The following is a 17,812-nucleotide window of genomic DNA, read 5'->3' as shown; positions in this document are numbered from 1 at the left end:
GGCCGACCTGCGCCAGGAGCGGGGGCGCGAACTCGTGGGCCGCGACCGCGCCACGAGCGCGCCGGGCTGACGAGACTGGAGGGCGGGAGCGGCCGGCCGGCCGTTCCCGCCGCGTGACCGTCGCACACCGTTGCCGCCCGGCCCTGACGAGATGAGAGCCCTCATGACTGTCACCCCCGCCCAGCTGCGCGACCTCGCGCGCCGTGCCCAGGACCTCGCCGCCGAGGTCCGCTCGCTGTGCGACACCGAGCCCGCCGGATCCCCCGAGGGCGACCAGCTCCGCGCCGCGCGGCACGCCGCCGACTGGCTGGACCGGGGCGGCGAGGACCTGCAACGGGCGGCCGGCGACCTGGCCAGGCTGCGGGCGCAGCGCGAGCAGGTCTGCGGCATGCCGTGGGGCGTCTGCCCCGAGCACGGCAACACCCTGTCCTACCGGGCGAACATCACCGAGTGCCGGGTCTGCCACCGCACCTGGCCGCAGGACCGGGCCGGCCGGCCCTGCGCGGAGCTGGTCCGGTGGAAGGTGACCGACCAGGCCGGGACGGTGACCAGGATGTGCGACGGGCACGTGCTCGGCGCTCGCGCCGTGCTGCGCGGAGCCACCTTCACCCGTCTTGATGCCGAGGGCGCCCAGGCCTGAACCTGCCCGACAGGACGGTCGCGCTGTTGATCACCGAGACGTGGCTGTAGGCCTGCGGGAAGTTGCCGACCTGCCGGTGGTGCACGGTGTCGTACTCCTCCGACAGCAGGCCGACGTCGTTGCGCAGGCCGAGCAGCCGTTCGAACAGCTCGGTGGCCCGGCGCCGGCGGCCGGTCGCGGCCAGGGCGTCGGCCAGCCAGAAGGAGCAGGCCAGGAAGGTGCCCTCGCCGCCGGGCAGGCCGTCGATGTTCTCGGCCTCGGACCGGTAGCGCAGGACCAGACCGTCGTGGACGAGGTCGCGGGCGACCGCGTCCACGGTGCCGACGACGCGCGGGTCGCCGGGCGGCAGGAAGCCGAGGCGCGGGATGAGCAGCAGGGCCGCGTCCAGGCCGGTCGAGCCGTAGTACTGGGTGAAGGTGTTGCGTTCGGCGTCGTAGCCGTGGGCGCAGACGTCCTGGTGGACGCGTTCGCGCAGGGCGCGCCAGCGGTCGACGGGGCCGTCGCGGCCGAACGCCTCGACGGCCTGGATCATGCGGTCGGCCGCGACCCAGGCCAGCACCTTGGAGTGCACGAACTGGCGGCGCGGCCCCCTGGTCTCCCACAGCCCGTTGTCGGGCTGGTCCCAGATGCCTTCGAGGTAGTTCATCAGGGCGTTCTGAAGGTCCCATGCCTCGTCGTCGATGGCCAGGCCGGACCGGCGGGCCAGGTGCAGGCAGTCGAGGGTCTCGCCGTAGACGTCGAGCTGGAGCTGGCCGGAGGCGGCGTTGCCGACGCGCACCGGCTCGGACGCCTCGTAGCCCGACAACCAGTCGGCGGTCCACTCGGGGATGCGCCGGCTCCCCTCGACGGTGTACATGATCTGCAGGTCGGCGGGGTGCCCGGCGACGGCCCGCAGCAGCCATTCGCGCCAGGCGCGCGCCTCGGCCTCGTAGCCCGCGGTCATCATGGCCTGGAGGGTGAAGCTGGCGTCGCGCAGCCAGCAGTAGCGGTAGTCCCAGTTGCGCGCGCCGCCCAGCCGCTCGGGCAGCGAGGTGGTGGCGGCGGCGACGAGCCCGCCGGTGGGGGCGTAGGTGAGGGCCTTGAGGGTGAGCAGGCTCGTGCGGACGGCTTCGTCGTAGTCCCCCTGGTAGCCGCACCGGCGGGCCCACTCGCGCCACAGCCGTTCGGTGTCGGCCAGGGCCTCGGGCGGGTCGACCGGTTCTGGGCGCGGCAGCCACGACTGCTGCCAGGTCAGCGCGAACGGCACCCGCTGCCCCTCCCCCACCGTGAACGAGGCGGTGGTGCGGTGCCGGTCGGCGTCCGGGAACAGCTCGACGGGGGTGCGCAGCCAGGTGGCGTCGCCGCCGGCGACCGCGGCCAGCACGCCGGGCTCGTAGCGCAGCCAGGGGACGTCGCGGCCGTAGTCGAAGCGCAGCACCAGTTCCATGGTCATCTCGACCCGGCCGCGCACCCCTTCGACGATCCGCACGACGTCGGGGGCCTCGCCCCGGGGCGGCATGAAGTCCACCACCCGGACGCTGCCGCCGGGGCCGTCCCAGGTGGTCTCCAGGATGAGGGTGCCCTGGCGGTAGCCGCGGGAGGTGGCCCGGCCGCCGCCGGCGGGGGCCAGCAGCCAGCGTCCGGCGGACGGGCCGTCGAGCAGCGCGGCGAAGCAGGCGGGCGAGTCGAAGCGGGGCAGGCACAGCCAGTCGATCGAGCCGTCGCGGCCGACGAGCGCGGCGGTGTGCATGTCACCGATCAGGGCGTAGTCCTCGATCCGCATCGGCGCCCGCTCCTTCCGTCAGGACACGCGGTGGGGTTCGGCGGCGGCGGCGCGCAGCTCCAGCCCGTGGCCGGGGGCGTCGGGGCGGGGGCGGGCCAGGCCGCCGGAGGGGTCGGCGGCGCCGTCGAACAGCTCGGCCTCGATGCGCTGGTGGTCGTGGAACCATTCGACGTGGCGCAGGTTGGCGGTGCTCGCCGCGGCCGGGAGGTGCAGGTTGGGCGCGCAGTGGGCGGACACCTGCAGGTTGTGGCCCGCGGCGATCGCGGCGGCGGCGAACCAGCCGGTGTAGCCGCCGCAGCGGGTGGCGTCGACCTGGAGGCAGTCGACGGCCTGGGCCTGGCACATGCGGGTGAAGTAGGCGGGGTCGCAGCCGTACTCGCCGGCGGTGACGTCGGGCGCGGCCCGCTCGCGTACGAGTCGCAGGCCCGGCAGGTCGTCGGAGGAGACGGGCTCCTCGAACCAGGTCACGTCGTGCTCGCGCAGGCGTGCGGCCAGGCGGACGGCCTGTTTGGCGGTGTAGCCGCCGTTGGCGTCGACGTACAGCTCGGCCCGGTCGCCGATGACGCGGCGGGCCAGGGCCACGCGGTGCAGGTCACGGTCGGGGCGGGTGCCGGACGACTCGCCGATCTTGATCTTGACGCGGCCGATGCCCTGCTCGTGGACCCAGCGGGCGAGCTGGGCCGTGGTGGCCTCGTCGTCGTAGGTGGTGAAGCCGCCCGAGCCGTACAGGGGGACCTCGGGCCGGGCGGCGCCGAACAGACGGGTCAGCGGCAGGCCGAGCAGGCGCGCCTTGAGGTCCCACAGCGCCACGTCGGCGGCCGAGACGGCGTAGCCGGCGACGCCGGGACGGCCCGCGTTGCGCACCTGCCGGACCATCGCGGCGTGCGCGGCGGGGATGTCGGCGGCGTCCGCGCCGGTCAGGACGCCGGCCAGCAGCTCGGTGACGACCGAGGCGGCGGCGGCCGGGGCGTAGGTCCAGCCGGTGCCGGTGACGCCCGCGGCGGTCAGGGTGACCACGACCATGGTGGTGGACCGCCAGGCCAGCGTGCCGTCGCCTTCCGGCTGGTCGGTGGGAATGCGGTAGGCGGCGGCCCCGGCGTTCTCGATCGTGCTCATGACATCCCTGGCCCTACCCGGTGGCTCCCGGTATGACGCATCGGCCCCCGTTTAAGCAACCTGAATTGCCTGTTCCGGGGCGGACGCCTAGGGTGGCTGGAATGTCAGTCAAGGAGCCCGCGGACGCGCTCGCGTCCGTGGTCGCGCTGCGCCGCCTGGCCGACCAGCTGGAGGACGCCGCCGTGGAGCAGGCGATGCGGGCGGGCTGGAGCTGGCCGCAGGTGGCCGAGGCGCTCGGCGTCACCCGCCAGGCGGTCCACAAGAAGCACGCCAGGCGGCTCATCGCGGCCGGGGTCGAGCTGAGGAGGCGGGCATGAGCGGCGCGTTCGACCTCTACCTGCACGACGTGCTGCTCCGGGGCCAGGCCGAGGCGCGCGCGGAGAGCTCCCCCACGATCGAGGCCCACCACGTGCTGCTGGCCATGGCGGCGCCGGAGGACACCGCGGCGCGGGCGGTCCTGGCCGAGGCCGGGCTCGACCAGGCGGGGGTGCGGGCGGCGTTGCGGCGGGAGTTCGAGCACAGCCTCGCCGCGGCCGGGGTGTCGGCGGCCGCCTTCGACCTGCGTTCGACGCCCGACCCCGAGCGGCGCCCGCAGCTCGGGGCGTCGGTCAAGCTGGCGATCGAGCGGCTGGCCGCCACCCATCGCAAGAAGGACCTGCGGCCGGTCCACGTGCTGCTCGGCGTCCTCCAGGCCGAGGTGGGCACGGTCCCGCGGGCGCTGGCCCTGGCCGGGGTCGACCGCGCCGCGCTGGCCGAGCGCGCCCGCGCCGCCCTGTAGATCCGGCGCGGTTCTCTTCCCGGCGGTGTCGATGTGGGTCTCCGCCCTTCGTGTAGAGGGCAGAAGGAGGCATGACGACATGACCGAGACGAAGACATTGGTGACCGGACTGTGCGTGGGCGAGTCGCCGCGCTGGCACGAGGGCAGGCTGTGGTTCTCCCACTGGGGGGCGCAGGAGATCGTCGCCGTCACCCCGGACGGCGGGTGCGAGGTGGTCGCCCGCGGCCCGAAACCCGCCGGGTTCTGCCTCGGCTGGCTGCCCGACGGCCGCCTGCTGGTGACCGGCGAGCGCGAGCTGCTGCGCGTGGAGCCGGACGGGACGACGTCCGTCCACGCCGACCTGGGCAAGCTGCCCGCCGGGCCGAACGAGGTCGTCGTGGACGGCCGCGGCCGGGTCTACGTGAACTGCGTCGGCTTCGACTTCGGCCGGGCCGACTTCGCGCCCGGCGTGATCGCCCTGGTCGGCCCCGGCGGCGAGGCCCGGGTGGTCGCCGAGGACCTGCACTTCCCCAACGGGATGGCGGTGACCCCGGACGGCTCCACGCTGGTCGTCGCCGAGTCCTGGACACGGCGGCTGACGGCGTTCGACATCGGCGCGGACGGCGGGCTGTCCGGCCGGCGGGTGTGGGCGCCCATCGGCGGCGACGGCATCTGCATGGACGCCGAGGGCGCGATCTGGACCCAGGTGGACGACGAACAGGGCGCCGCCTGCGTACGGGTGCGCGAGGGCGGCGAGGTGACCGACCGGATCGAGCTCGACCGGGCCTGTTTCGCCGCCGCGCTCGGCGGCCCGGACGGCCGGACGTTGTTCATGACGGTCGCGGTGTTCCCGGGCGTCGAGCGGATGGCGGAGATGTTCGCCGGCCGGACGGGCGAGGTCAGGACGGCCGCGGTGGCCGTCCCCGGGCTCGGCTGAGCCGGTGGGGCCGGCGCCGTCAGCCGAAGTCGGCCCGGAACAGGTCGGCGCAGGTCGCCAGGAAGTCGCCCCAGTCGCCGTTCACGTTGGCGACCAGGGTGTGGCTGCCCTGCCGGTCGCCCATCGCGTACGTCATCGACCCCTGGATGTAGCCGCCCCCGCCCCAGAGTGTGACCCCGGACGGGAAACGCTGGGAGTAGACGCCGAGCCCGTACCGGGCGCCGGGCACCCAGCCGGCGCCTTCGGTGGACACGGTGGTGAACATCTCCTCCTGCTGCGCGGGCGGGAGCAGGCGCCCGCCCAGCAGGGCGGCCAGGAAACGGTGGAGATCGGCCGTGGTCGAGACCATGCCGCCGGCGGCCCAGGCCCATGACAGGTCGGCGTCGGTCACGTCGTGGCGGCCGGTGTCCTGGCCGGTCTCGTCCTGGCCGGAGTAGTGGCGGGCGTGCGGGTCACGCGGCCCTTCGCCGGCCGCGGGCAGGTACGTCCCGGTCAGCCCCAGCGGGCCCGCGACGCGGCGGTCGATCTGCTCGGCGAGCGTCGAGCCGGACACCGCCTCGACGATCATCCCGGCGAGGTTGTAGTTGACCTTGGAGTAGACGAACCGCCTCCCCGGCTCCCCGGCGGGCGGGGTCTCCTGGCCGGGGATCGCGTCCGGCAGGCCGCTGGTGTGGTTGAGCAGCAGCCGCGGGGTGATGCGGGCGGCGTCGGCGCCGGGGAAGTACTCCTCGACGACGCCGGGCAGCCAGGTGGTCACCGGGGCGTCCAGGGCCAGGGCGCCGTCGGCCGCCAGGCCCAGCACGACGGTCCCGACGAACGCCTTGGTGAAGCTGCCGATGCGGAAGTGCTCCCCGGGTCCGCGGGGGCGGCCGGTCTCCAGGTCGGCCACGCCCGCGGCGCCGAACCACGGCGGGTCGTCGCCGTCCCGGACCTCGGCCACGATGCCGGGCCCGCGGTCGTCGGCCACCAGCCGGTCGAGCGTCTGCCGCAACCTCGGACGACCGGCCTGAACCATGGACATGCTGCCTCCAGCGACACGAAGGGGACTCGCGAACGCAAGCAACCGTAGTTGACTATTTGCGACATAGTCAACCACAGTTGCTTATCGGCGGCCGGTGCCGAGCGGGATCAGGCGTCGCGGCGGGCCGAGGCGATCAGCCGCATCAGCGCGGCGTGCAGGTCCTGGAGCTCGTCGAGGTCCATGCCGAGCCGGGCGACGATGGCCGGCGGGATCTTCTCCGCCTCGGCCCTGAGCTGCCGGCCGGCCGGCGTCAGGGTGACGGCCAGGGCCCGCTCGTCCTTGCTGTTGCGCTCTCGGTGGACGTAGCCCAGCGCCTCCAGCCGCTTCAGCAGCGGGGACAACGTGCCGGGGTCGAGCTGGAGGAGCTCGCCCAGCTCCTTGACCGACAGCGGCTCGTGCTGCCAGAGGGCCAGCATCACCAGATATTGGGGGTGGGTCAGCCCGAAGGGTTGCAGGAGCGGCCGGTAGAGGCCGATCACGCTGCGCGAGGCGATGCTGAGGGCGAAGCACACCTGCCGGTCGAGCGCCAGCAGGTCTGTCGCCTCTGTCACAGGCTCCATGCGTGTACGCCTCCGATGCCGTCTGGTAACTTACTTTGTGTACAAACTAATAGCCTGCAAATCGATGCCACACAAATCGTACCCGTGGCCGGGCCGCCGAAAGAGGGACACCTCATGTTTCACCGCAAGCCGCTGGAGGAGCGCATCGCCGAGCGCCAGGCCAAGCTGCCTCCGCTGAAGGAGGGCAAGCACTTCGAGCACGGCCCGGCCAAGTTCGTGTTCGTCACGCTGCTGGTCGTGGTGGTGGTCACGCACATCGTCGGCCTGGCCATCGTCATGCACTTCGCCTGATCTGCCGGGAACATCCCGGAGGCGGCTGCCGTTACATCCCTCGTGGCCGGTGTGCCCAGTGTCCCCGGGCCTCACCTATCGCCTTCGCGGACTACCGTTCGGCTGGAGCCGCGTTGTGCACCTCGCCGAGAGGCGACACGCACACCGGTACGCACGCGTTGAGGGCCCCCGCCCGTCCCGGCGGGGGCCCTCGCGCGCGTCCAGGGCTGCTCGGCCCGGCTCAGGTACGCGGCCAGGGGCGGCCGGCCAGGCGTTCGATGTCGGTGTTGAAGCGCCTGAGGTAGGCGGCGAAGGCGGCGACGTCCTCCGGCGACCAGTCGGCCATCACCTTCTCCAGGCCGCGCACGTTCCTCTCGCGCTCCTCGGCGAGGTTGCGCTCGCCCTCCGGGGTGAGGCGGAACTTGCGGGCGATGCCGCCCTCGGGGTCGGGGATGCGTTCGACCAGGCCGGCGCGCAGCAGTGCCGAGGTGTGCCGGTTGAGGGTGGAGACGTCCAGGCCGAAGGCGTCGCTGAGCTGCCCGATGGACATCGGGCCCGAGCCGTGCAGCCGCCGCAGCAGGAGGTGGGCACTGCGGTCGTAGTGCCGGTGCCGGCCGAGCAGCATCGTCTCGAACTCGATGAGATGTGTGGGCTTTTCCATCCCAATCCACCCTTTCGCGAGATATGTGCACCTTACATGAATTGTGTACGTAACACATGATGTGTAGCGTGCACATCCTTCGACGACGGGAGAACAACGTGGGGGGCTCCACATCCACCGCCCGCCCCGGCGGCATCGTCAGCGTGATGGCGGTGGCCGGCATCGTCGCCTCGCTCATGCAGACCCTGGTCGTGCCGCTGATCGGCGAGCTGCCGCGACTGCTGCGCAGCACCGCCTCCGACGCCTCCTGGGTGATCACCGCCACCCTGCTGGCCGGCGCGGTCGCCACGCCGGTCACCGGACGCCTCGGCGACCTGTACGGCAAGCGCCGCATGATGCTCGTCTGCACCGTGCCGCTGATCGCGGGGTCGGTGATCTGCTCGCTGGCCGGGTCGCTCGCGCCCATGATCGTCGGGCGCGGGTTACAGGGCATGGGCATGGGCCTGATCCCGCTGGGCATCAGCGCCCTGCGCGACCTGCTGCCGCCCGACCGGCTCGGCCCCTCGATCGCGCTGATGAGCTCGTCCATGGGCATCGGCGGGGCCCTCGGCCTGCCGGTCTCGGCCGCGGTCGCCGAGTACGCGAGCTGGCGGGTGCTGTTCTGGGGCTCGGCCGTGCTGAGCGTGCTGATCGCGGTGCTGATCCGGGTGCTGGTGCCGCCCACTCCCCCGCTGCCCCGCGAGGGCGCGGCCGGGCGGCTGGACGTGCCGGGCGCGCTCGGCCTCGGCGCGGGGCTGGTGTGCCTGCTGCTGGGGGTCTCCAAGGGCGCCGACTGGGGCTGGGCGAGCGGCGCCACGCTCGGGCTGCTCGGCGCGGCCGCGCTGGTCCTGCCGGCATGGGCCTTGTGGGAGCTGCGGGCCGCGGAGCCGCTGGTGGACCTGCGGGTGACCGCCCGGCGGCAGGTGCTGCTGACCAACCTGGCCTCCATCATGGTCGGCTTCTCGATGTACGCCCAGGCGCTGATCGTCATGCAGGTCCTCCAGCTGCCCGCGGCCACCGGCTACGGGCTGGGCCAGTCGATGCTGGCCGCCGGCCTGTGGATGGCCCCCTCGGGCCTGATGATGATGGTGGTCTCGCCGCTCGGCGCCCGGCTGTCGGCCGCCCGCGGCCCGAAGGTCACCCTGATCGCCGGGAGCCTGGTCATGGCGCTCGGCTACGGCTCCTCGACGGGCCTGCTGGGCTCGGCCTGGGGCATGCTGGTCGTCACCTGCGTGTGCAGCCTCGGCGTCGGCCTGGCCTACGGGGCGATGCCCGCCCTCATCATGGGCGCGGTGCCCCGGTCGGAGACGGCCGCGGCCAACAGCTTCAACACGCTGATGCGCTCGATCGGGACGACGGTCTCGGCGGCGGTCGTCGGCGTGATCCTGTCGCAGCTGACGATCCGGCTGGGCGCGCACACGCTGCCGTCGGAGGCCGGCTTCCTTACCGGGATGCTGGTGGGCTGCGGGGCGGCGCTGGCCGCGGCGGCCGTCACCATGGCGCTGCCCGGCCGTCCCGGCGGCCGGACGGCCGGGGACGAGGCCGCCGCGTCCGTCTCGCCCGCCCGCCGGTGACGTCGCGGAAGCCTCTTGGCTTCCTACACTTTTGGTAGGAAAATCAGGCAATATCGATTCTCGTCACTGGGAGGACGACGGTGCCCTTGCCTGATTTCCTGATCGCGGGAGTGCCCAAAGCGGGGACGACGGCGCTGCACACCGCGCTGCACCCGCACCCCGACCTGTTCCTGTCGCCCATCAAGGAGCCGAAGTTCTTCCTCACCGACGGGCCACCGCCCGGACGAGGCGGACCGGGCGACGCCGAGACCTACCGGGAACACGTCTGGCGGCGCACGGACTACGAGGCGCTGTTCGCCGCCGCTCCCCCCGGCACCCTCGCCGGCGAGTCCACCCCCTTCTACCTGTACGACCTGGACGCCCAGCGCCGCATCCGGGAGGCGATCCCGCACGTCCGGATCATCGTGAGCCTGCGTGACCCGGTCGAGCGCGCCCACTCCAACTGGACCCACCTGTGGTCGGCCGGCCTGGAGCCGATCGGCGACCTCGTCCGCGCCTGCGAGGCCGAGCCGGAGCGCGTCGCGGCCGGATGGGCGCACTTCTGGCACTACACCGGTCTCGGCCGGTACGGCGGGCAGCTGGCCCACCTGTTCACCCTGTTCCCCCGCGACCAGGTGCTGATCTTCCGCTACCGGGACATCGTGGACCGCCCGGCCGAGACCCTGGACCGCATCTGCGGCTTCCTCGGCGTGCGGCAGGGCCTGCTCACCGGCGTCCCGAGGGAGAACGTGACCGCGCACCCGGACCCCGGCGCGCGGCACGCGTTGCTGTCCACCCTGCGCCGCACCCTTCCCGCATCCCTGTCCGGGCCGCTGGAGCAGCTGCTCCAGCGGCGCGGCCGGGCCCGCCGGCCGCTGGAGTGGGAGCAGCGGCAGCGGCTGATCCCCTACTTCGCGGCGGACGTCGAGCTGCTCCAGCAGGTCACCGGCGAGGACTTCAGCGACTGGCTGCGGCCGCGGGAACGTTCGGGCGGGCTGGTCGGCAGCCGGCCGCCCGGCCAGCGCCAGGCCAGGAACGGCCGCGCCCCCTGACCGGGACGGCGATCCGGCAGCGCCCCGGTCAGCGGGCGGGTCAGGGGGCCGGGCGGAGTTCCGTGCGCAGGTCGTGGGCGCCGTCGGCGCGCGTGTACTCGTAGTAGAGCCGCAGGCCGCCGTCCGGCAGGTCGACGAAGGTGAGGTAGCGCAGGCCGCCGCCGTGGTGCGGCGACATCGCGGCGGGCCGGTCGCCCAGGGCGGTCAGCGCGTCGGGGTCGGCGCCCACGGCCACGCCGGTGCGCTCCTCGTAGTTCTCCTCCGCGCTGCCGCGGCCGTCGTAGAAGGCCACGACCCGGTCACCGTCGAAGCGCACGGCGCTGATCCGGACGCCGCGGGCGTCCCACAGGCCGGGGCGGCCGGTCAGGGCGGTGCCGTGCCAGGTCCAGTCCAGGCCGTCGGCGCTGGTGGCGTAGTCGGTCACCATCCGGTCGGCCTCGTCGGGGTCGGTCAGCGGGTGGCAGGAGGCCCACAGGTGCCACACGTCGCCGCGCCGGACGATCACGGTGTCCTTGACCCCGGTCTTGGGGTCGCCGGGCAGCACAGTGGTACGGGTGCGCGGGTCGAACGCGGCGGGGTCGGCGGCCTCGACGACCTCCACCCGCCAGTGCTTGGTGCCGGGCGTGGCGCAGCTCAGGTACAGCCGCCAGCGTCCCTGCGGGGTGCGGACCAGGGCGGGCCGCTCCAGCGACTCGGCGTCCATCTCCTCGCGGGTGATCGTGGTCAGCGGCTCGAAACGCTCGCCGTCGGACGAGCGGGCGACCACGACCGCGTACCCGCGGCCCTCGCCGACCGGGCGGCGCAGGCGGTAGGCGAGATAGATCAGCCCGTCCGCGGCGACGACGCTCGGCGCCCCGGCCCAATGGCCGTGCGCCGGGACCGGCGGCTCGACCGCCACGACGGCGCGGCCGGGATCGGGGAGCAGGGCGTTCTCGTCGATCGACATGGAACCGAGGCTAGGCCAGGACGTGGAACCGGACATGGCTGCTTACCTCTCCTTGGGATTATCCTTATTACCTATAGACTTTATGGGGTTATGGCCGTCCGCCGCATGCCCGGCACGCCGGAAACGCGGGCGCGTCCCGCGGTCCCCGGCGCACAGCGGCCCTCCGACGGCCGGCGTCCGGTGCATATGCTGGGCGGATGCCAACCCCTGAGTTCGTCCTCGCGCTGCGCGAGAAGATCGGCACCGAGCCGCTGTGGTTGTCCGGGGTGACCGCGGTCGTGCTGCGCGAGGACCAGGTGCTGCTGGTCCGCCGGAGCGACACCGGCGCCTGGACGCCCGTGACCGGCATCATCGACCCGGGCGAGCAGCCCGCCGACGCCGCGTTGCGCGAGGTGGCCGAGGAGACCGGCGTACGCGCCGTCGCGGAACGGCTGGCCCTCGTGCACGTGACGCGTGAGGTCACCTACCCCAACGGCGACCGGGCCCGCTATCTCGACCTGGTGTTCCGCTGCCACTGGCGGTCCGGCGACCCCTACCCGGCCGACGGCGAGAACAGCGAGGCCCGCTGGTTCCCCCTGCGTGAGCTGCCGGACCTGAGCCCCGACATGCGCGCCCGCCTCGACGCCGCCCTCGGCGACGACCCGGCCGCCCGCTTCCTCACCACCGGCCCCTGACTGCGCGACCACGGGCCGCCCCCGGCGTGGCGGGTACGCCGCCCCGCGATCTATGGTGGTGGCTGGATGCGGAAGGATCGGGCCCATGGCGGGAAAGACCATCGTCCTGACCGGCGCCAGCGACGGCATCGGCCGCGCCGCGGCACGCGCCCTGCGGCAGCGGGGCGACGAGGTCGTCCTCGTCGGCCGGTCGGCCGGCAAGACCGCGGCGCTGGCCGAGGAGCTGGCGGCCGACCACCACGTGGCCGACTTCGCGCGCCTGTCGGAGGTACGCGACCTGGCCGCCACCCTGCTCGACCGCCACCCGGCCATCGACGTGCTGGCCAACAACGCCGGGGCCATCATGGGCTCGCGCACCACCACGCCCGACGGCCACGAGGCGACCTTCCAGGTCAACCATCTGGCGCCGTTCCTGCTGACCACGCTGCTGCTGCCCCGGCTGCTGGCCTGCGGCGGCACGGTCGTCACGACCTCCAGCCTGCTCAACACCCGTGCCCGGCTCGACCTCGACGACCTCGACGCGGTGCGCCGCTACTCGGGCAGCCGGGCGTACGCCAACTCCAAGCTGGCCAACATCCTGTTCACCCGCGAGCTCCAGCGCCGCCACGGCGCGGACGGCCTGGCCGCGGCCTCCTTCCATCCCGGCGTGGTGGCCACCAACTTCTCCGGCGGCGGCGACAGCGCGGCACGGCTGCTCTACCACACGCCGCTGAAGCGGTTCCTGCTCACGCCCGAGCAGGGCGCCGACACCCTGGTCTGGCTGGCCACCTCGCGGCCGGGCGCCGACTGGGCTCCCGGCGGCCACTTCGAGAAGCGCCGCCCCTCGGCCGTCCACCGCATGGCGGACGACCCCGTCCTGGCCCGCCGCCTGTGGGACCGCAGCCAGGCCCTGGTCGAACCCGCCTGACCCGTGGGACGCGGTCAGGCGTTCGCTGAGCCCGACTGACCGGTCCCGCGGTCCCCGGCGGGAGCGGCGGCGCGCTGACCCCGTCATGCCGGTGTTAGGTCGGTGGCGGCATCCTGGAGTTCCCGAAAGGAGACAGATGCCGTCACGTCCCAGGCTGCCCGCACGCACGGTCCGGCTGCGCTTCACCCTCCTGTACGGCGGGCTGTTCCTGGCCTCAGGGGCGGCCCTGCTGGTCCTGGTCAACCTCGCCGGCATGCCGCTGTCGCGGAGCGAGCCAGTGCCGGGACGGCCCGGCGGCCGGCCGGCCCTGGCCGCCGCCGAGGAGCACATCGCCCTGCTCCGGGCGCAGCTCGCCGACGTGCACGCCACGCAGTCGCGCCAGCTCCTGGCCGGGTCGGTGCTCGCGCTGGCCGTCATGGCCGTGGTGTCGATCGTGCTCGGCCGGGTGGTCGCGGGCCGGGTGCTGCGCCCGCTGCGCACGATCACCGCCGCCACCCGCCGCATCTCCGCCGACAACCTGCACGAACGCCTGGCCGTGCCAGGCCCGGCCGACGAGGTCAAGGACCTGGCCGACACCGTCGACGGCCTGCTCGCCCGCCTGGAGGGCGCCTTCGCCGCGCAACGCCGGTTCGTCGCCGACGCCTCGCACGAGTTGCGCACCCCGCTGGCCACCATGCGGGCCCGGCTGGACGTGGCCGTGGCCAAGCCGGAGCCCGTACCGGCGCAGACGCTGGCGCTGGCCGACCGAATGCGTACCGACCTCGACCAGGTCGACCGGCTCCTGGAGGGCCTGCTCGCGCTGGCCCGCGCCCAGCACGGCAGCCTGCCCGACGCCGCCGCGATCACGCTCGGCGACCTGGTGCGGCACACCCTGGACGCCCGCGCCGCCGACCTCGCGGCCCGGCGCCTCACCCTGGACGACGAGGGCGTCGCGGAGGGGGTGCGGACGCGGGGCAGCGTCGCGCTGGTCACCCGTATGGTGCACAACCTCGTCGACAACGCGATCGTCCACAACCAGGACGGCGGCTGGATCAAGGTCGAGGCCGCGGCCGACGGCCGGTGGGCGCTGCTGGTCGTGGAGTCCGGCGGGAACCGGCTCGACCCCGAACAGGTGGCGGGGCTGGGGCGGCCGTTCCAGCGGCTCGGCGCGGACCGCACCGGGTCGGGGGACGGCTCGGGGCTCGGCCTGTCGATCGTCGCGGCCGTCGCGCAGGCGCACGGCGGCGGCCTCGACCTCGCGGCCCGCCCCGAGGGCGGGCTGCGCGCCACCGTCCGGCTGCCGGCATGAGGGTGCTGGTGGTGGAGGACGCACGGCCGCTGGCCGCCGTGCTCGCCGAGGGCCTGCGCGACCAGGGCATGGCGGTGGACGTCGCCCACGACGGGCTGGAGGCGGCGGCCAAGCTCGACCTCACCCCCTACGACGTGGTGCTGCTCGACCGCGACCTGCCGGGCATCCACGGCGACACCCTCTGCCAGATGCTCACCGACCAGGACGAACGTCCCATGGTCCTGATGCTGACCGCGGCCGGCTCGCCCGGCGACCGGGTGAGCGGGCTGGCCCTGGGCGCCGACGACTACCTGGCCAAGCCCTTCCACTTCCCGGAGCTGGTGCTGCGGGTGAGGGCGCTGGCGCGCCGCCGTCCCGGCGCCCGGCCGCGTACGTTGCGCGGTGGCGGGATCGAGCTCGACCCGCTGCGGCACGCCGTCACCCGGGACGGCCGTCCGGTGGAGCTGTCGGTCAGGGAGTTCGCCGTGCTGGAGGCGCTGCTGCGCGCGTCGCCCGGCTTCCTGAGCGCCGAGGCCCTGCTCGAACAGGTCTGGGACGAGCACGCCGACCCGTTCACCAACACCGTGACCGTCACCGTCGGCCGCCTGCGCCGCAAGCTGGGCGAACCGCCGGTGATCAGCACCCGGCCGGGCGTCGGGTACCGGATCGGGTAGCGGGGTCGTCCGGCGCTCGCCGGAGTCGTTCACCGGCGGCGTTCCGATGGGGGGTGCGGCGGCTGCCCGATGAGGGGTGAGAGGTCAGACCAGGGGCTGATGCGCGGCGGGGTCTCGTCTGCGATCGTGAGGACGTGAGGCCGGCCGGGGGCGCGCCCCGGCCGGGATCGTCCGCGAGACGGGGCCGGCCCGCCCCTGGTGAGCAGGCAGGAGGAGACGCCGTGATCAGATTCGGCTATGCCGACACCCCGTTCGGCCAGATCCACCACGCCTCGTGCGGCACGGGCGAACCGGTGCTCCTGCTGCACCAGACCCCCCGCTCATGGGACGAATACCGCGAGGTGCTCCCCCTGCTCGGCCGCACCCGGCAGGCCATCGCCATGGACACGCTCGGCTTCGGCAACTCCGCTCCCCCACCCGAGCACTCGATCGAGACCTACGCCGCCGGCGTGCTGGCCCTGATGGACGCCCTCGGCCTGCCGCGAGCCGCCGTGGCCGGGCACCACACGGGCGGCGTCATCGCGGTCGAGACGGCGGCGCGCGCGCCCGAACGCGTCACCGCCCTGGTGCTGTCGTCCACGCCGATGGTCGACCCCGAAGGGCGGCGTCGTCGTGCGGGCCATCCCTCCATCGACGCCGTGCGCGAGCAGTCCGACGGCTCCCATCTGGGCGAGTTGTGGAGCCGGCGGGCCCCTTACTACCCGTGGGCGCTGCTGACCCGTTTCGTCCGCGACGCGCTGACGGTCCTGCCGGAGGTGGAGCGCGGGCACGAGGCGGTGGCCGCGTACCGGATGGAGGAGCGGGTCGGGCTGGTCCGCTGCCCGGTGCTGGTCGTCGGCGCCACCGACGACCCCTTCGCATTCCCCGAGCTGGAACGCCTGGCCGCCGCCCTTCCCCACAGCACCCGGGCCGTGGTCAAGGGCGGCGTGATCCCGCTGGAGCACCAGGCGGCGGAGTTCGCGGCGCTCGTGGCGGACTTCCTCGACGGCCAGGCCCGCGAGACCGGCTGAGACGGCCCCGGTCAGGCGGGAGCCACCCACTCGACGAACTGGATGACGACCCCGTTGGGGTCCGTCACCTGGAACAGGCGCTCGCCCCAGGGCTCCTCGCGCAGCGGCATGGTGATCTCGACGCCTGCGTCACGCAGCAGCTTCTCCTGCCCGTCCAGGCCGCCGTCCAGGGTGAAGGCCAGGATGAGGCCGGAGGCGTGCTGGTCGCGCTGCTCCGGCGGCAGGACCTCGATGCCGCGGGCGAGCAGCACGATGTCCATCGCGTCGGCGCGGGTGAGCGAGGCGAAGCCGTCCGCGGCGACCCGGACGGTGTAGCCCAGGTGTTCGGTGAGGAACGCCTGGGAGGCGGCGACGTCGGCAACAGTGAGCGAGACGGTGGACGTGGTGATCTGCAAGAAGGTCTCCGTAAGGGATGAAAAACGGCTGAGCGAAACACGAGCGGCCGGTTCGGACGGCCTGCCCGACGTCGACCACGAGGGCCGACGACCCCGGCGGACGTGGGCCGCTGTGGACGTGGGCCGCTGCGGATCTGGACCGCCGTGGAGGTGGGCGCAGCGGGCGTGGTCGGCAGCGGGCGTCGTCAGCGGTCGACGTGGTCGGTGGGGCGAGGGGCGATCGTCGCGGGGAGGGCGGGGATCAGTGGGCGCGGCGGCGGGGGAGGTTGCGGGCCACTTGGGGGTCCCGCCATCCCCGTGCGCCATGGTCGGCGGACGGTCTGCGGAGTCCGCCGCCCGGGAGGGAGGCGCCCGGCGACTTGCGGTCGCGGCCGTCCGACCCCCCGAGGTCGATCTTGAAAGCTACAGCCGGGAAGAGGTTGAGTTCCAAGCAGGTTCTCCTTTTCGTTCATCGGTCGCAAACTTACGACGGACGTAAATATAGCCCGAGGGTCTGCGGGGTGTCAACGTAAAAATACAACAAGGGTAAGATTTCCTCATGGCTCACGAGACCTCGCCCGCACCCGGCCTCCGCGAATCCAAGAAGCAGGAGACCCGGCAGCTCATCTCCGACCACGCCACCAGGCTGTTCATCGCCCAAGGGTTCGAGCAGACCACCATCGCCGAGATCGCCACCGCCGCCCGCATCGCCAAGAAGACGGTCACCAACTACTTCCCGCGCAAGGAGGACCTGGCCCTCGACCATCAGGAGGCGTTCACGTCCGCCCTGGCCGACGCCGTCGCCGCCCGCGGCCCCGGTGAGTCGGCCCTGTCCGCTCTACGACGTGCCTTCCTGGCCTCCGTCGCGGCCCAGGATCCGGTGGCCGGGTTCTCCGGACCGGAGTTCGCCCGCATGATCGCCGACAGCCCCACCCTGACGTCCTGCCTGCGCGGCCTGCACGACCAGCGCGAACAGCGTCTCGCCCAGGCCCTCGCCGACGCCACGGGCGCGACGGCCGGCGACATCACCGTCCAGACCGCCGCCGGGCTGCTGGGAACCGTGCACCGGGTGCTGTTCCAGCGCATCCAGGAGCTCACCCTGGCGGGCCTCCCCAACGACCGCATCGCCGACACGACCGCCACCGACGCCACCCGCGCCTTCGACCTCCTCGAACCCGCACTCTCCGACTACGCATCCGCATGAAGAGCCGCCCGAGTCCCAGGCCCCTGGCCTCAGAAGGCCGCCCCTAGTTTCAGAAGCCGTTAAGTCTCAGGAGCCCTCCAAGGCTCAAGAGCGGCCGAGGCTCAAGAGCCGCCTCCGTCTCAGGAACCGTCCGGGTTGGGGCCACCGGCGGGCCGGACGGAGGCTGCCAGATCGCCAGAATCCCAGGCACCTCCGCCCGAGTCCGGGGCACCCAAGCTCAGGGACAACGCCGGGCTCTGGGCCGCCTGAGTTCCAGAGGCCGCCGCCCGAGGCCAAGCTGGCCCAGCCCCAGGAACCGTCCGGGTCGAGGGCCGGGCGGGCCGCCCGGGGCTGCCAGGCCACCAGAATCCCAGGCCGCCCGATTCCCGGCCGCCCGAGCCTCAAGGACCGGCGCCGGCGTAAGGACGCCGAGCTTAGGGGGCACGAGCGACACCGGGTTCCGGGCCGC

Annotated in this window: 20 protein-coding genes; 13 read left to right on the top strand and 7 right to left on the bottom strand. The window is 73.6% G+C overall.

Features of this window, described 5'->3' with window-relative positions:
• Positions 1-163: 163 nt before the first annotated feature.
• Complete coding sequence (locus ACNF49_RS26980) at positions 164-640, top strand: hypothetical protein (protein WP_357981043.1); 477 nt, start codon at positions 164-166, stop codon at positions 638-640.
• On the opposite strand, the gene ACNF49_RS26975 is transcribed toward ACNF49_RS26980, so the two are convergent.
• Both ACNF49_RS26975 and ACNF49_RS26970 read right to left on the bottom strand, forming a co-directional pair.
• A complete protein-coding gene (locus ACNF49_RS26975; RefSeq protein ID WP_482945425.1) occupies positions 606-2,402 on the bottom strand; it encodes a glycoside hydrolase family 15 protein in 1,797 nt (598 codons plus the stop codon). The genes ACNF49_RS26980 and ACNF49_RS26975 overlap by 35 nt on opposite strands.
• A gap of 18 nt (positions 2,403-2,420) precedes the next feature.
• A complete protein-coding gene (locus tag ACNF49_RS26970; protein WP_482945424.1) occupies positions 2,421-3,518 on the bottom strand; it encodes an enolase C-terminal domain-like protein in 1,098 nt (365 codons plus the stop codon).
• A 101-nt stretch (positions 3,519-3,619) separates the two neighbouring features.
• Between ACNF49_RS26970 and ACNF49_RS26965 the strand changes: the two genes are divergently transcribed.
• From ACNF49_RS26965 to ACNF49_RS26955, 3 genes are all read left to right on the top strand, one after another.
• Positions 3,620-3,835: a hypothetical protein gene (locus ACNF49_RS26965; protein WP_357981053.1), complete on the top strand. Its 216-nt coding sequence runs from the start codon at positions 3,620-3,622 to the stop codon at positions 3,833-3,835.
• The gene (locus tag ACNF49_RS26960; RefSeq protein ID WP_482945423.1) at positions 3,832-4,296 is read left to right on the top strand and encodes a Clp protease N-terminal domain-containing protein; all 465 of its coding nucleotides are present in this window, start codon (positions 3,832-3,834) and stop codon (positions 4,294-4,296) included. The genes ACNF49_RS26965 and ACNF49_RS26960 overlap by 4 nt, the downstream gene beginning before the upstream one ends.
• A gap of 79 nt (positions 4,297-4,375) precedes the next feature.
• Complete coding sequence (locus tag ACNF49_RS26955) at positions 4,376-5,212, top strand: SMP-30/gluconolactonase/LRE family protein (protein ID WP_482945422.1); 837 nt, start codon at positions 4,376-4,378, stop codon at positions 5,210-5,212.
• A 19-nt stretch (positions 5,213-5,231) separates the two neighbouring features.
• On the opposite strand, the gene ACNF49_RS26950 is transcribed toward ACNF49_RS26955, so the two are convergent.
• Both ACNF49_RS26950 and ACNF49_RS26945 read right to left on the bottom strand, forming a co-directional pair.
• Positions 5,232-6,233 (bottom strand): serine hydrolase domain-containing protein, encoded by a 1,002-nt coding sequence (locus ACNF49_RS26950; RefSeq protein WP_482945421.1) that lies wholly within the window; start codon positions 6,231-6,233, stop codon positions 5,232-5,234.
• Positions 6,234-6,340: 107 nt separating this feature from the next.
• Positions 6,341-6,793: a MarR family winged helix-turn-helix transcriptional regulator gene (locus ACNF49_RS26945; protein WP_387682213.1), complete on the bottom strand. Its 453-nt coding sequence runs from the start codon at positions 6,791-6,793 to the stop codon at positions 6,341-6,343.
• Between the two features lie 114 nt (positions 6,794-6,907).
• Between ACNF49_RS26945 and ACNF49_RS26940 the strand changes: the two genes are divergently transcribed.
• Entirely contained in the window at positions 6,908-7,084 is a 177-nt protein-coding gene (locus ACNF49_RS26940; protein ID WP_357981063.1) for a hypothetical protein, read from the top strand.
• A gap of 220 nt (positions 7,085-7,304) precedes the next feature.
• Here ACNF49_RS26940 and ACNF49_RS26935 read toward each other — a convergent pair whose 3' ends face one another.
• Positions 7,305-7,724, bottom strand: a complete 420-nt coding sequence (locus tag ACNF49_RS26935; protein WP_482945420.1) for a MarR family winged helix-turn-helix transcriptional regulator — start codon at positions 7,722-7,724, stop codon at positions 7,305-7,307.
• A gap of 98 nt (positions 7,725-7,822) precedes the next feature.
• On the opposite strand from ACNF49_RS26935, the gene ACNF49_RS26930 reads away from it, so the two are divergent.
• Both ACNF49_RS26930 and ACNF49_RS26925 read left to right on the top strand, forming a co-directional pair.
• Positions 7,823-9,277: an MFS transporter gene (locus ACNF49_RS26930; protein ID WP_482945419.1), complete on the top strand. Its 1,455-nt coding sequence runs from the start codon at positions 7,823-7,825 to the stop codon at positions 9,275-9,277.
• A gap of 80 nt (positions 9,278-9,357) precedes the next feature.
• Entirely contained in the window at positions 9,358-10,308 is a 951-nt protein-coding gene (locus ACNF49_RS26925; protein ID WP_482945418.1) for a sulfotransferase family protein, read from the top strand.
• A gap of 40 nt (positions 10,309-10,348) precedes the next feature.
• Here ACNF49_RS26925 and ACNF49_RS26920 read toward each other — a convergent pair whose 3' ends face one another.
• Entirely contained in the window at positions 10,349-11,254 is a 906-nt protein-coding gene (locus tag ACNF49_RS26920) for a glycoside hydrolase family protein (RefSeq protein ID WP_482945417.1), read from the bottom strand.
• Between the two features lie 197 nt (positions 11,255-11,451).
• On the opposite strand from ACNF49_RS26920, the gene ACNF49_RS26915 reads away from it, so the two are divergent.
• The 5 genes from ACNF49_RS26915 to ACNF49_RS26895 all read left to right on the top strand — a co-directional run bounded on the left by ACNF49_RS26915 (position 11,452) and on the right by ACNF49_RS26895 (position 15,786).
• Positions 11,452-11,928: an NUDIX hydrolase gene (locus tag ACNF49_RS26915; RefSeq protein WP_482945416.1), complete on the top strand. Its 477-nt coding sequence runs from the start codon at positions 11,452-11,454 to the stop codon at positions 11,926-11,928.
• An 85-nt stretch (positions 11,929-12,013) separates the two neighbouring features.
• Entirely contained in the window at positions 12,014-12,835 is an 822-nt protein-coding gene (locus ACNF49_RS26910) for an SDR family NAD(P)-dependent oxidoreductase (RefSeq protein ID WP_482945415.1), read from the top strand.
• Positions 12,836-12,971: 136 nt separating this feature from the next.
• Entirely contained in the window at positions 12,972-14,123 is a 1,152-nt protein-coding gene (locus tag ACNF49_RS26905) for a sensor histidine kinase (RefSeq protein WP_482945414.1), read from the top strand.
• Positions 14,120-14,776, top strand: coding sequence for a response regulator transcription factor (locus tag ACNF49_RS26900; protein ID WP_482945413.1), 657 nt, complete (start codon positions 14,120-14,122; stop codon positions 14,774-14,776). Before ACNF49_RS26905 ends, ACNF49_RS26900 begins: the two co-directional genes overlap by 4 nt.
• A 221-nt stretch (positions 14,777-14,997) precedes the next feature.
• Positions 14,998-15,786 carry an alpha/beta fold hydrolase gene (locus tag ACNF49_RS26895; protein WP_482945412.1) on the top strand — a complete coding sequence of 263 codons (789 nt, stop codon included), beginning with the start codon at positions 14,998-15,000 and terminating at the stop codon, positions 15,784-15,786.
• A gap of 11 nt (positions 15,787-15,797) precedes the next feature.
• Here ACNF49_RS26895 and ACNF49_RS26890 read toward each other — a convergent pair whose 3' ends face one another.
• Positions 15,798-16,181 carry a VOC family protein gene (locus ACNF49_RS26890; protein ID WP_482945411.1) on the bottom strand — a complete coding sequence of 128 codons (384 nt, stop codon included), beginning with the start codon at positions 16,179-16,181 and terminating at the stop codon, positions 15,798-15,800.
• 538 nt (positions 16,182-16,719) lie between these two features.
• On the opposite strand from ACNF49_RS26890, the gene ACNF49_RS26885 reads away from it, so the two are divergent.
• Positions 16,720-17,364, top strand: coding sequence for a TetR/AcrR family transcriptional regulator (locus tag ACNF49_RS26885; protein ID WP_357981094.1), 645 nt, complete (start codon positions 16,720-16,722; stop codon positions 17,362-17,364).
• Positions 17,365-17,812: the final 448 nt, after the last annotated feature.

The sequence above is a fragment of the Actinomadura sp. ATCC 39365 genome (assembly GCF_054392275.1).
This window is presented reverse-complemented; position numbering and strand designations above follow the sequence as displayed.

Bases quoted from the DNA above. Each gene is read 5' to 3' on its own strand.
- ACNF49_RS26980 (WP_357981043.1), top strand. From the start codon at position 164: ATGACTGTCACCCCCGCCCAGCTGCGCGACCTCGCGCGCCGTGCCCAG.
- ACNF49_RS26975 (WP_482945425.1), bottom strand. From the start codon at position 2,402: ATGCGGATCGAGGACTACGCCCTGATCGGTGACATGCACACCGCCGCG.
- ACNF49_RS26970 (WP_482945424.1), bottom strand. From the start codon at position 3,518: ATGAGCACGATCGAGAACGCCGGGGCCGCCGCCTACCGCATTCCCACC.
- ACNF49_RS26965 (WP_357981053.1), top strand. From the start codon at position 3,620: ATGTCAGTCAAGGAGCCCGCGGACGCGCTCGCGTCCGTGGTCGCGCTG.
- ACNF49_RS26960 (WP_482945423.1), top strand. From the start codon at position 3,832: ATGAGCGGCGCGTTCGACCTCTACCTGCACGACGTGCTGCTCCGGGGC.
- ACNF49_RS26955 (WP_482945422.1), top strand. From the start codon at position 4,376: ATGACCGAGACGAAGACATTGGTGACCGGACTGTGCGTGGGCGAGTCG.
- ACNF49_RS26950 (WP_482945421.1), bottom strand. From the start codon at position 6,233: ATGTCCATGGTTCAGGCCGGTCGTCCGAGGTTGCGGCAGACGCTCGAC.
- ACNF49_RS26945 (WP_387682213.1), bottom strand. From the start codon at position 6,793: ATGGAGCCTGTGACAGAGGCGACAGACCTGCTGGCGCTCGACCGGCAG.
- ACNF49_RS26940 (WP_357981063.1), top strand. From the start codon at position 6,908: ATGTTTCACCGCAAGCCGCTGGAGGAGCGCATCGCCGAGCGCCAGGCC.
- ACNF49_RS26935 (WP_482945420.1), bottom strand. From the start codon at position 7,724: ATGGAAAAGCCCACACATCTCATCGAGTTCGAGACGATGCTGCTCGGC.
- ACNF49_RS26920 (WP_482945417.1), bottom strand. From the start codon at position 11,254: ATGTCGATCGACGAGAACGCCCTGCTCCCCGATCCCGGCCGCGCCGTC.
- ACNF49_RS26915 (WP_482945416.1), top strand. From the start codon at position 11,452: ATGCCAACCCCTGAGTTCGTCCTCGCGCTGCGCGAGAAGATCGGCACC.
- ACNF49_RS26910 (WP_482945415.1), top strand. From the start codon at position 12,014: ATGGCGGGAAAGACCATCGTCCTGACCGGCGCCAGCGACGGCATCGGC.
- ACNF49_RS26905 (WP_482945414.1), top strand. From the start codon at position 12,972: ATGCCGTCACGTCCCAGGCTGCCCGCACGCACGGTCCGGCTGCGCTTC.
- ACNF49_RS26900 (WP_482945413.1), top strand. From the start codon at position 14,120: ATGAGGGTGCTGGTGGTGGAGGACGCACGGCCGCTGGCCGCCGTGCTC.
- ACNF49_RS26885 (WP_357981094.1), top strand. From the start codon at position 16,720: ATGGCTCACGAGACCTCGCCCGCACCCGGCCTCCGCGAATCCAAGAAG.